General features: G+C 69.7%; 13 protein-coding genes. 7 read left to right on the top strand and 6 right to left on the bottom strand.

Features of this window, described 5'->3' with window-relative positions; all coding sequences use genetic code 11:
* Positions 1–6 precede the first annotated feature (6 nt).
* Both ETD85_RS07125 and clpS read right to left on the bottom strand, forming a co-directional pair.
* On the bottom strand, positions 7–531 hold the full coding sequence (locus ETD85_RS07125) for a DUF2017 domain-containing protein (RefSeq protein WP_138688796.1): 525 nt from the start codon (positions 529–531) through the stop codon (positions 7–9).
* A gap of 10 nt (positions 532–541) precedes the next feature.
* On the bottom strand, positions 542–835 hold the full coding sequence (clpS, locus tag ETD85_RS07130; RefSeq protein WP_138688797.1) for an ATP-dependent Clp protease adapter ClpS: 294 nt from the start codon (positions 833–835) through the stop codon (positions 542–544).
* Between the two features lie 46 nt (positions 836–881).
* On the opposite strand from clpS, the gene ETD85_RS07135 reads away from it, so the two are divergent.
* The 4 genes from ETD85_RS07135 (at position 882) to ETD85_RS07150 (ending at position 4,140) form a co-directional block, all read left to right on the top strand.
* On the top strand, positions 882–2,165 hold the full coding sequence (locus ETD85_RS07135) for a nicotinate phosphoribosyltransferase (protein WP_206058145.1): 1,284 nt from the start codon (positions 882–884) through the stop codon (positions 2,163–2,165).
* A 15-nt stretch (positions 2,166–2,180) separates the two neighbouring features.
* Positions 2,181–2,750 carry a nicotinamidase gene (locus ETD85_RS07140; protein WP_138688799.1) on the top strand — a complete coding sequence of 190 codons (570 nt, stop codon included), beginning with the start codon at positions 2,181–2,183 and terminating at the stop codon, positions 2,748–2,750.
* A gap of 161 nt (positions 2,751–2,911) precedes the next feature.
* Positions 2,912–3,451 (top strand): hypothetical protein, encoded by a 540-nt coding sequence (locus ETD85_RS07145; RefSeq protein WP_138688800.1) that lies wholly within the window; start codon positions 2,912–2,914, stop codon positions 3,449–3,451.
* 38 nt (positions 3,452–3,489) lie between these two features.
* Positions 3,490–4,140, top strand: a complete 651-nt coding sequence (locus tag ETD85_RS07150; protein ID WP_138688801.1) for a class I SAM-dependent DNA methyltransferase — start codon at positions 3,490–3,492, stop codon at positions 4,138–4,140.
* Positions 4,141–4,160: 20 nt separating this feature from the next.
* On the opposite strand, the gene ETD85_RS07155 is transcribed toward ETD85_RS07150, so the two are convergent.
* Both ETD85_RS07155 and ETD85_RS07160 read right to left on the bottom strand, forming a co-directional pair.
* Positions 4,161–4,538, bottom strand: coding sequence for an STAS domain-containing protein (locus ETD85_RS07155; RefSeq protein ID WP_138688802.1), 378 nt, complete (start codon positions 4,536–4,538; stop codon positions 4,161–4,163).
* A 199-nt stretch (positions 4,539–4,737) separates the two neighbouring features.
* Complete coding sequence (locus ETD85_RS07160; RefSeq protein ID WP_138688803.1) at positions 4,738–4,962, bottom strand: hypothetical protein; 225 nt, start codon at positions 4,960–4,962, stop codon at positions 4,738–4,740.
* A gap of 380 nt (positions 4,963–5,342) precedes the next feature.
* Between ETD85_RS07160 and ETD85_RS07165 the strand changes: the two genes are divergently transcribed.
* The 3 genes from ETD85_RS07165 (at position 5,343) to ETD85_RS07175 (ending at position 8,202) form a co-directional block, all read left to right on the top strand.
* Positions 5,343–6,446, top strand: a complete 1,104-nt coding sequence (locus tag ETD85_RS07165; protein ID WP_138688804.1) for a helix-turn-helix domain-containing protein — start codon at positions 5,343–5,345, stop codon at positions 6,444–6,446.
* On the top strand, positions 6,436–7,629 hold the full coding sequence (locus ETD85_RS07170; protein WP_138688805.1) for a hypothetical protein: 1,194 nt from the start codon (positions 6,436–6,438) through the stop codon (positions 7,627–7,629). The genes ETD85_RS07165 and ETD85_RS07170 overlap by 11 nt, the downstream gene beginning before the upstream one ends.
* An 81-nt stretch (positions 7,630–7,710) precedes the next feature.
* A complete protein-coding gene (locus ETD85_RS07175; RefSeq protein WP_138688806.1) occupies positions 7,711–8,202 on the top strand; it encodes a GNAT family N-acetyltransferase in 492 nt (163 codons plus the stop codon).
* Between the two features lie 171 nt (positions 8,203–8,373).
* Here the strand turns inward: ETD85_RS07175 and ETD85_RS07180 are convergent, their stop codons facing one another.
* Together ETD85_RS07180 and ETD85_RS62920 are read right to left on the bottom strand one after the other, a co-directional pair.
* The gene (locus ETD85_RS07180; RefSeq protein WP_206058146.1) at positions 8,374–10,125 is read right to left on the bottom strand and encodes a DEAD/DEAH box helicase; all 1,752 of its coding nucleotides are present in this window, start codon (positions 10,123–10,125) and stop codon (positions 8,374–8,376) included.
* 124 nt (positions 10,126–10,249) lie between these two features.
* On the bottom strand, positions 10,250–10,779 hold a 530-nt coding region (locus tag ETD85_RS62920; protein WP_170246545.1), incomplete at its 5' end, for a hypothetical protein.

Consider the following 10,779-nt stretch of genomic DNA (forward strand, 5'->3'; position numbering starts at 1 on the left):
CGGAAATTACCAGAGGGCCCGCACCAGGCTGTCCTGGAGGTAGGTCAGCCAGTCGTAGGTGACGAAGGCGGGGTATCGGGGGTCGTCCTCGGACATCAGGGCGATCTCGTCGTGGACCTCCTCGGTCACGTCGAGCTTGACGCCGAGCGTCAGGCGTACGTCGTTGAGCGCGCGCAGCCACGCCTGGGCCTGCTCGGGCGTGAGCTCGGCGCGGCCGGACTTGGCGGTGTCGAAGACGGTCTGCGCGTCGGCCCGCTTGCCGTCGCGCAGCGTGGCCTCGGTGTAGCGGCGGAACTCGGCGGCTTCCTTGTCGTCCTCGTACGCCGAGGGGAACAGCCGCGCCAGCACCGGGTCCGACGGCTTCGCGGCCTCCCCGATGCCCAGAGCGCGCTCCAGCGGGTCGTCGCTCGTCTCCCCCGGCGAGACCAGGCCGAGCATCATCGAGACCAGCGAACGCAGCAGCGAGACCTCCGCCGCCTCGAACTCCGCGATGACCGCGCCGCCCCTGCCCTGCGAGAACCCCGAGCTCACCAGTGCCGCCTCACTTGACCGAATCCGGCTGGACCGTCGCCCAGAGGCCGTAGGAGTGGAGAATCTGCACATCGCGTTCCATCTCTTCACGTGTGCCGCTGGACACGACCGCCTTGCCCTTGTGGTGCACGTCCAGCATGAGTTTCTCGGCCTTCTCCTTGGTGTAGCCGAAGACCGTTTGGAAGACATAGGTCACATAGGACATGAGGTTGACCGGGTCGTTCCAGACGATGGTCACCCACGGCAGATCAGGCCGGACGTCCGATGACGGACGCTCGACGGCGATTGGAGCGGTGCTACCCACATCCCCGAGTCTGCCCTATCTGAGCCGTAGTCTTCGAGTCGTGACAATGACCATGAGCACTGCGTTGCTCACAGATCACTATGAGCTGACGATGCTGCAGGCCGCCCTCCGGAGCGGGGCGGCGCACCGGCGCGCCGTTTTCGAGGTGTTCGCCCGGCACCTGCCGGGCGGGCGGCGCTACGGTGTTGTCGCCGGTACGGGACGTGTCCTGGACGAGCTGGATCGCTTTCGTTTCGGTGACGAGGAGCTCACCTACCTGCGCCAGAATCAGGTCGTCGACGATGCCACTCTGGCGTTTCTCGCCGATTACCGGTTTTCCGGGAGCATCTACGGCTATCGCGAGGGCGATCTGTACTTCCCCGCCTCCCCGATCATGGTCGTGGAGGGCACGTTCGCGGAGGCCGTGCTGCTGGAGACCATCGCGCTGTCGATACTGAACCACGACTGCGCGATCGCCTCGGCCGCCTCACGCATGGTCAACGCGGCGGGCACCCGGCCGCTCATCGAGATGGGCTCGCGCCGTACGCATGAGAGGGCCGCCGTGGCCGCCGCACGGGCCGCGTACATCGCCGGGTTCGCCTCCACCTCCAACCTGATGGCCGGACACGTGTACGGCGTCCCCACGGCCGGTACGGCCGCGCACGCGTTCACGCTCCTGCACGACTCGGAGCGGGCGGCGTTCGAGGCCCAGATCGCCACCCTCGGCCCGGAGACGACGCTGCTGGTGGACACCTACGACGTGCCGGAGGCGGTGCGCACGGCCGTCGAGCTGGCCGGGCCCAAGCTGGGCGCGGTCCGCATCGACTCGGGCGACCTGGCCGCGGCGGCGCAGGAGGTGCGCGAGCAGCTCGACGCGCTCGGCGCCTTCAACACCCGCATCCTGGTCACCTCGGACCTGGACGAGTACGCCATCGCCGCGCTCGCCGCCGCCCCCGTGGACGGCTACGGCGTGGGCACCTCCCTCGTGACCGGCTCGGGCGTCCCCACGGCCGCGCTGGTCTACAAGCTGGTGGCGCGGGAGACGGCCACGGGCAAGCTGGAGGCCGTGGCCAAGCGCTCGGTGGGCAAGCCGTCGCGCGGGGGCCGCAAGGAGGCGTACCGGCTGATGGACGAGTCGGGCCACGCCGACACCGAGCTGATCACCACCGGCGGGCTCGCCCCCGAAGGCGGCACACCCCTGCTGCACGAGCTGGTCCGCGACGGAGTGGTCGTCGGCAGGGAGCCGCTGACCGCCGCCCGCGCCCGGCACGCGCAGGCCGTCGCCACACTCCCCCAGGACGCCCTGCACCTGGGCAGGGGGTACGCGGCGATCCCCACGGAATTCGCCTGACGTATCGTGCTACATATGGGCACCGCGTTGATCATCGTCGATGTGCAGAACGACTTCTGCGAGGGCGGCAGCCTGGCCGTGGCCGGCGGCTCGGAGGTGGCGGCGGCGATCACCCGCCACGTGGCCGAGCACGGCTACGACCACGTGGTGGCGACCCGCGACCACCACGTGCAGCCGGGCGACCACTTCTCCGCCAGGCCCGACTATGTCTCCACCTGGCCCGCGCACTGCGTGGCCGGCACCCCGGGCGCGGACTTCCATCCGTCGTTCGACGTCGCCGGGGTGGAGGAGGTCTTCAGCAAGGGCGCCTACGAGGCGGCCTACAGCGGGTTCGAGGGCACGTCGGGAGACGGGGTGGCGCTGGCCGACTGGCTCAGTGAGCGCGGGGTGCACGAGGTGGACGTGGTGGGCATCGCCACCGACCACTGCGTGCGGGCCACGGCGCTCGACGCGGTCAAGAACGGGCTGGCGGTGCGGGTGCTGCTGGATCTGACGGCGGGCGTCTCGCCCACCACGACCGAGGCGGCCCTGGCCGAGATGAAGGACGCGGGCGCCGTCCTTCGCGGAGCGCCCCTGCTCGGCTGAGACGCCGCCAGGCCGGGCTCCCGGGCGGGCGTGGGCTTCGTTGATCGCGAAGAGTACACAGTTCGCAACTCTGCGGTGATGTGATATCCAAGAGGGCGAACCCTCTCCGACGCCGGAGTAATACGGAGAGTCAACTGTTCTCTGACTCGCGGGAGTTCTCCATGCTGGCCGTCTCACTTGGTGTGGCCTGGCTCCTCCTGGCCCCGCTCAGCCTGTGGCTGCTCGTCAAGGGCACCAACCGGGAGCGAGCGGGCGCGGTCGTGACGCTGGCGCTGCTGGAGTGCGCCACGTTCACGATGGACTCCGCCCTTCACCCGTCCACCCCGTTCCGGCCCGCGGTGGCGCACGCGCTGCCGGCCGCGCCGCGCGCCTGCGAGGCGGGGTTCCCGGTCCCCCGGTCCGCCCGGGCGGGCAAGGATCTCGTGCTGACGTGGGCGGCCGGGCCGCGGGAGTGCGGCACCGCCGAGGCCGCCGTCCGTACCCAGGGCAGGAAGGTGCTGGTCTGGCTGCGCGAGGACCCGCGGCTCGACGCGCGCCGGCCGGCGCACGCGCCGGGGCACAAGCACGTGTTCACCCTGCCCGTACGCGTCGAGGACGGCGAGGCCACGCTGACCGTCCCCTTCCACGTCAAGCCCGGATACATCCCGGTGGACGGGCGCACCGGACGGCGGATCCCGGCGCCGGCCTCCACGAGCCGCTAGCGAAATGACCCGCGCCGCCTGGAATAGGGTTCTCCGCCATGACCGAACCCGACTTCCTGCGCAGCACCCGGGCCTCGTACGACGCCGTGGCCGCCGAATACGCCAAGATCTTCCACCACGAGCTGGCGGGCAAGCCGCTGGACCGGGCGATGTTCGCCGCGTTCGCCGAGCTCGTCCGGGCCGGCGGCGGTCCTGTGGCGGACATCGGGTCGGGGCCGGGGCGCGTCACCGAGCACCTGCACGGGCTCGGGCTGGAGGTGTTCGGGGTGGACCTGTCGCCGGAGATGGTGGCGCTGGCCCGGCGCACGCACCCGGGGCTGCGGTTCGAGGTGGGCTCGATGCTGGCGCTCGACCTTCCCGACGGCGGGCTCGGCGGGCTCGTGGCCAACTACTCGATCATCCACCTCCCGGAGGACCGCCTGCCCGGGGCGTTCGCGGAGTTCCACCGGGTGCTGGCCCCTGGCGGGCATCTGCTGGTCGCCTTCCAGGTCGGTGACGAGCGCAAGCACCTGACCGAGCGCTTCGGCCGCCGGATCGACCTGGAGTTCCATCGCCGCCGCCCGGACCACGTCGCGGACCTTCTGGTCAAGGCCGGGTTCGCGATGACGGCCCAGCTGGTGCGCGAGCCCATGGAGGGGAGCACGGAGCCCACTCAGCAGGCGTGCCTGCTGGCCCGCAGGCCGGCCTGACCGCGGGCCCGGAGCCGCGTTCAGGTGCTCGCGACCGACAGCCGCAGCGCGTCGTCGAGGCGCGCGAACACCTCGAACGCGTGCCGGAGCCCGGTGATCGACAGCACCCGCGCCATGACGCCGTGCACGCCGCCGAGCAGCAGCCGGGTGCCTCTGGCCTCGCACCGCTGCATGACGCTGATGAGCTCGTTCATGCCCATCGAGTCGCAGAAGGTCACCGCGCTGAGGTCCACGATCAGGAAGGGCTTGGGGGGCAGGTCCCAGATGCGCTGCAGATGCTCTTGCAGCACCGGCACCGCGTCGACGTCCAGCTCGCCTTCGAGCCTGATGATGATGGCGTTTCGAGAGAGGCCGGAAGTGACGCTCAGCGCCGGCTTGCCGGTGGCCTCAGACGACATGGCTTTAGTCCTTCTGCGTGTCAAGACAGCCAAGAGAGGTTGTTGCCACTCCTGTCGAGCTTCTAACCGGAGGTCACTGCTCTGTGACCAAATGGCAGAGTCACGGGGACGTGACTCGCGGCTTCTCGCACTGCCCGGCTCGGGCCGGACCTCTACGCGCGCAGCGCTGGGGGGCGGAGCGCCGCGCGCGACGGCGGCCTCAGGGGGTTCCGAGGGTGATCAGGTAGGCGACCACCAGGACGGAGAGGACCACGAGCAGCGCGCTCGTGCCGGTGATCACCATGACCACCTGGGTCCGCCGGAGCAGTCCGCGGATGCCCGCGAGCGCCAGTGTGATCATGGTTGCCAGGATGAGGAGGGTCACGTGCTTGGTGTCGGCTGAACCGGGAAGTGCCACCGAGAGGTGGAGGGTCAGTACGGTCATGAATGCTTTCCCTGCTGCGGAGACGCTTGACAGAATCTCGGGTGCGGGCACCTTCGCGCCGATCAGGTGCTCCGCGGTCTTTCCGCGTGGGATGCCGCTCTTGGTCGGGTGGGGCTCACCTGGCTATCACCGCGTATCACCTCCCCTATTCAGTGAACTTAAGCTACTTAACTGAAGCTTCTCTTTATTATGGCCTACCCCTGCCTGAACTCAGATATTCGCGCGCGTTCGCCACAGATTTCTGGCTAGAGTGGAGTCTCTTATGGGTTTGTTCTCGCACGTTGCCGTTCCGTTAGGGCCTAGCTGCGAATTCTTCATGGACTCCAGCGCCGTACAGAGGTTAACTAGACTTCCCTGAAGTTCACACGAATGAGGCTGGCATGAGCGTCGACGATGACGCGCGGACCCCGCTGGCGCGTCGACTGCGCGAGCTCCGCAGCCGCCACTGGCCTGATCAGCCGATCACCCAGGCCCAGCTCGGCGAGGCGCTGGGGGTGAGCGTCCCGCTGATCTCGTCCTGGGAGTCGAGACGCGGCAGCATCCCGCCCTCCGCCCGGCTGGAGACGTACGCGGCGTTCTTCGCCACCCGCAGATCGGTCTCCAACGGGCACACCCGCGTGCTCCCGCTCTCCGAGATGACACCGGAGGAGGCCGACGCGCACGGCACGCTGCTCGCCGAGCTGACCTGGCTGCGCCAGGAGGCGCTGCGGCTCCACAGCTCCGGCGCGCGCGGCGGCCCGGCGCCGGCGCAGGTCCGCCACCACGATGATCCGCTGCAGTTCGGCGACGGCGAGCCGATCACGATCATCTGCTCCCAGGTCCCGGAGGAGGACCGGGCCAAGATCCCGTACGCGTCGCCGCTGATGCCCGACTACATCGAGCTCTACCGATACTCCGACCTCGACTCCCTGTTCGAGCTGCACGGCCATCTCCGGGCCGCGAACCCCACCAGCCTGGTCGCCCTCCGATCCGCCGAGGACCTGCGCTCCGACGACCTCACCACCCACCTGGTGCTGCTGGGCGGGGTCGACTACAACGAGGCCACCGCGTCCATGCTGGAGCGGATCGCGCTCCCGGTGCGTCAGGTGGCCGACTGGGACAAGGCCGACGGCGCCTACTTCGAGGTCCGCGCGGGCCGCGACACGCGCAGGCACTACCCCGTCGTCAAGGGCACAGGCGATAGCCTGCGACTGCTGGAGGACGTCGCCTTCTTCTACCGGGGCGTCAATCCCGACAACGTCGAACGCACTCTGACCATTTGCAATGGAATGTACGCCAGAGGTGTCTATGGGGCGGTCCGCGCCCTGACCGACGATCGGTTCCGCCGGCGCAACGCCACATATCTACGCGCGCGGTTCGACGACGCGAAGTCGTACGGCATCCTCGCCCGGGTGAGGATCACGGGCAACGTCGTCGTCACGCCTGACTGGACGCTCGACTCCGCGCGGCTGCACGAATGGTCGGAGCCCACCCATGGAGACTGAGACTGAGACAAAGCGGGTGAGCACCGGACGGGTGAGCACGGAGCTCCACCACGGCTCCCATCGGCACCTGGTGGACGTCTTTCCCTCGGAAGTCGCGCCCGTGCGGCCCGGCGTCGTGGACGCGATCGTCGTGCCCACGATCAGGCACCACCGCTGGCTGCGGCACGCCGCCCGGCTGGCCGCCGCGCTCGGCTGCCCGCTCGTGTCCCTGCACAGCCGCAACTGGAGCAGCGCCGAGAACGCGGCCATCCTGATGCCGCAGGGCGTCCGCTTCATCGCCATCGACATCGACAACCCGGCCCGGCTCAACCTGCCCGACTTCGAGACGACGGCGCTGCTGAAGGCCACGCCGTTCTTCCGCACGACCGACCTCAGCTCCAAGCGCAACACCGGCCTGCTCCTCGCCCGGCTGATGGGCTGGCAGCGCATCGTGTTCCTGGACGACGACATCGAGGTCGGGGGGCACGAGGAGGTCGCGCGGGCGGCGGCGCTGCTGGACACGTACGACGTGGTCGGCATGAACATCGGCGGCTATCCGGACAACTCGGTGGTGTGTCACGCGCACCGGCTGACCGGCGGGCAGCAGGACTCGTTCGTCGGCGGGGGCGCGCTGGCCGTCGAGACGACCAGGAGCCCCTCGTTCTTCCCCAACATCTACAACGAGGACTGGTTCTACCTGCTCGGCGAGACCTCGTTGCGCCGGCTCGCGGTGACGGGGAAGGTGGCGCAGCGCCCGTACGACCCTTTCGACCAGCCAGTTCGCGCCCGGGATCAGGAGTTCGGCGACGTCCTGGCCGAAGGCGTCTACTGGCTGCTCGACGGCGACGACAGCGGGGGCTGGCAGGCCGCGACCGACCCGGCGCACTGGCGGAGATTCCTGAACCGGCGCCGCGGGTTCATCGAGGACGTGCTGCACCGCGTCCGGCGGCTGCCGCTGGGTTCCACGCTGAGCCGCCAGGCCGTGGAGAACTCGCTGCTGGCCGCGCTCGGCCGGCTCAACCGGATCGACCCGGAGTTCTGCGTCTGTTATCTCAAGGCGTGGGTGGTGGACCGCCGGCAATGGACGGCACATCTCACCAAGATTCCACAGCTCGACTCGAGCGCGACGGACGCGGTGAAATGGCTGGTCAAGGATGGTGCCAGGCAATTGCGGTGGTGGTCGTCGGCGGATATGGTCCGTTGATTCGCGTGCGCGTCATCCGGGAATCTGTCGTCCGTGGGGGCACTCGAAATACGCCAGGCCGTCCATTCCGAGCTTCCTGCCATGGTCCGGTCACTCGGCCAATGGGCCTATTTCTCCGACCGCCTGACCAGGCAGGACGCCGGCCACGGGTTCCTCCTCGTCGCCTGGGAAAGAGGCGTGGCCGTGGGCGACGTCTATGTCTGGCTGGCGCCCGCGGAAGAGCCTGAGCTGCGCGTTCATTTACCTGGCGTGGCGTTGCTCACGCATCTCGAAGTTCTGCCCAGGCGGCGTAACAGGGGAATCGGGAGCGAGCTTTTGTGGTCGGCCGAGGAGCGGCTCTTCGCGATCGGCCACGAACAGGTCGCGCTCGGCGTGGGCCTGGACAATTTCGCCGCGCGGCGGTTGTACCGGCGCCGGGGATATATCGAATGGCCGCACGGCGAGGTGGCCACGACCGAGGTCATATACCGCCCTGACGGTGGTCACGAACTGCGGCCCGAGTTATGCCGCATCATGGTCAGGCAGCTCGGCGAGGACCATTCCGAGAAGAGCGACGACCGGCACGCCGGCTGACCTCCAGCCCCGCACCCCGGGCCTGCTCACGAGACGGCCGCGGCCCCACGGGCCCGCATCCGGCGCGGGCCCGCGTCAACGAGTCAGCGGCCCCGCACCTCGGTCGCCCCGGCCCTGTTTCCGGTCAGCGGCCCCGCACCCGGCTGCTCCGGATCGGGGCCGCGTGCACGGTCAGCGGCGTTGGGTCGCCCAGCGGCGGATGGTGTCGATGCGCTCCTGGATCTGCTCGGCCGTGGCCTGCGCGATCGGCGGCCCGCCGCACGCCCGGCGCAGCTCCGAGTGGATCACGCCGTGCGGCTGCCCCGTGCGGTGGTTCCAGGCGCCCACCAGGCCGTTGAGCTCGCGCCTGAGCTCCGCGATCTGCTCGTGCGGCGCCAGCCGCTCCTGCGGCTCGTCGGTGGTCAGCTTGCGCTTGGCCGCCTGCTGATCCGACTGCCGCTTGCGCAGCAGCGTGGCCACCTGGTCGGGCTCCAGCAGGCCGGGCAGCCCGAGGAAGTCTTCTTCCTCGGCCGAGCCGACCTCGGCGCCGGTGCCGAACTCGCCCCCGTCGAACAGCACCCGGTCGAACGTCGCCGAGGTCTCCATCGTCTCGAACGGCAGCTCGTCGCCGAGAACGTCGGGATTGTCCTTCTGCCGGTTGGCGTCGTCGAGCAGGCTGTCGTCGAGCCCGTCCTCCGGAGGCTTCCGGTTGAGCACGTGGTCGCGCTCCACCTCCATCTCGTTGGCCAGCCCCATGAGGGTGGGCACCGAGGGAAGGAAGACCGAGGCCATCTCACCGCGCTTGCGGGCCCGGACGAACCGGCCCACCGCCTGGGCGAAGAACAGCGGGGTCGAGGTCGAGGTGGCGTAGACGCCCACGCACAGGCGAGGGATGTCGACGCCTTCCGACACCATGCGGACGGCCACCAGCCAGCGATCCTCGGACGCCGTGAACGCCTTGATCTTCTTCGACGCGCCGGGATCGTCGGACAGGACCACCGTCGCGCCCTCGCCGGTGATGTTGCGCAGGTGGCGGGCATAGGCGCGGGCGGTCTCGTGGTCGGTGGCGATGACCAGGCCGCCCGCGTCGGGAACGCCCCTGCGCACCTCCGTCAGCCGGCGGTCGGCGGCCTGCATGACCTGGCGGATCCAGTCGCCCTTGGGGTCGAGCGCGGCCCGCCACGCCTGCGAGAGCTGGTCCTTGGTGAGCGGGGTGCCGAGCGTGGCGGCGATCTCGTCGCCCGCGCGGGTGCGCCACTTCATCTCGCCGGAGTAGGCCAGGAAGATGACCGGGCGCACGACGCCGTCGTCGAGGGCGGGGCCGTAGCCGTAGGAGTAGTCGGCGATGCTGCGCTTGAAGCCCTCAGCGTCCTCCTCGTAGCCGACGAACGGGATCGGGTTGTCGTCGGACCTGAACGGCGTGCCGGTGAGCTGGAGCCTGCGGGTGGCGGGCTCGAACGCCTCGCGCACGCCGTCGCCCCACGACTTGGCGTCGCCCGCGTGGTGGATCTCGTCGAAGATCACCAGCGTCTTGCGCCCCTCCGTGCGCGCCCTGTGCAGGGCGGGGTGCATGGCGACCTGCGCATAGGTCACCGCGACGCCCGTGTAGTCGCGCGAGGTGGTGCCCTGGCTGTTCTTGAACTCCGGGTCGATGCCGATGCCGACCTTCCCGGCGGCGTCGGCCCACTGCCGCTTGAGGTGCTCGGTGGGCGTCACGACCGTGACCGCCCTGATCACCCCGTTGGCGAGCAGCTCGCTGGCTATGCGCAGGGCGTAGGTCGTCTTGCCCGCGCCCGGCGTCGCCACGGTGAGGAAGTCACGCGGCTCGCGCCTGAAGTAGAGGTCGAACGCCTGCTGCTGCCAGGCGCGCAGTTTGGGGGCGGTGCCCCACGCGGCCCGGTCGGGATAGGAAGGCGAAAGGTGGGACGCGGCGAAGGTGCTCACCGCATCACCTCTGGGGTTCGTGTGCTTCGCTCTCTCACAGTGACCCAAGAGTAATCGGGCCCACCGACAAGACGTGCCGTGAGCCGTGGATTCTGGCCAAGGTCTTCCTTACGTGCTATGCGCCTTATCGGATGCTCGTCATGACCGAGTCGAGCGCCTTCCTGCTGGTGTTTTCCTCCGGCTGGAGCAGCCCGACCAGCAGCACGGCCTTGTCGTCGCGAGTGAGCAGCATCACTCGGAGGAAGGCCGGCCGGTTGACCACGTCCTGATATTCCGCCCGCAGCGCACGGGTGTGGCCGCCGGGGATCTGCCGGTCATCGACGATCGCCACGCGGTCGCCTTTGAGCAGGAGCCTGGAGTAGAGCTCGGCCGCCTCCGCCGTGGCCTTCTTCGCGTTCTCGACCGGCCCGGGGACCGGCCTGGCCATGACGAGCCCGCCGCCGCCGTCCCTGATGACCGAGGTGAACCCCGTCACCGGCGCGACCGGCCCCGGCTGCCACCCCTGCGGCAGCGCCACCGAGATCCCGGCCAGCGCGTCGCTCAGCCGTCCGGTCTGCGGCGGCGGGGCGGTGAGGCGTAGCACCGCCATGGTCGCCCCCGTCACCAGCGCGGCCCCGGCCGCCAGCGCCACCAGCACGCCCGCCCAGCGCCGCC

The sequence above is a fragment of the Nonomuraea zeae genome (genome assembly GCF_005889725.1).
Classification (GTDB): domain Bacteria; phylum Actinomycetota; class Actinomycetes; order Streptosporangiales; family Streptosporangiaceae; genus Nonomuraea; species Nonomuraea zeae.

Coding starts and splice junctions, on each gene's coding strand:
- ETD85_RS07155 (WP_138688802.1), bottom strand. CDS start 4,538: ATGTCGTCTGAGGCCACCGGCAAGCCGGCGCTGAGCGTCACTTCCGGC.
- ETD85_RS07165 (WP_138688804.1), top strand. CDS start 5,343: ATGAGCGTCGACGATGACGCGCGGACCCCGCTGGCGCGTCGACTGCGC.
- ETD85_RS07145 (WP_138688800.1), top strand. CDS start 2,912: ATGCTGGCCGTCTCACTTGGTGTGGCCTGGCTCCTCCTGGCCCCGCTC.
- ETD85_RS07175 (WP_138688806.1), top strand. CDS start 7,711: ATGGTCCGGTCACTCGGCCAATGGGCCTATTTCTCCGACCGCCTGACC.
- ETD85_RS07140 (WP_138688799.1), top strand. CDS start 2,181: ATGGGCACCGCGTTGATCATCGTCGATGTGCAGAACGACTTCTGCGAG.
- ETD85_RS07160 (WP_138688803.1), bottom strand. CDS start 4,962: ATGACCGTACTGACCCTCCACCTCTCGGTGGCACTTCCCGGTTCAGCC.
- ETD85_RS07135 (WP_206058145.1), top strand. CDS start 882: ATGACCATGAGCACTGCGTTGCTCACAGATCACTATGAGCTGACGATG.
- ETD85_RS07150 (WP_138688801.1), top strand. CDS start 3,490: ATGACCGAACCCGACTTCCTGCGCAGCACCCGGGCCTCGTACGACGCC.
- ETD85_RS07170 (WP_138688805.1), top strand. CDS start 6,436: ATGGAGACTGAGACTGAGACAAAGCGGGTGAGCACCGGACGGGTGAGC.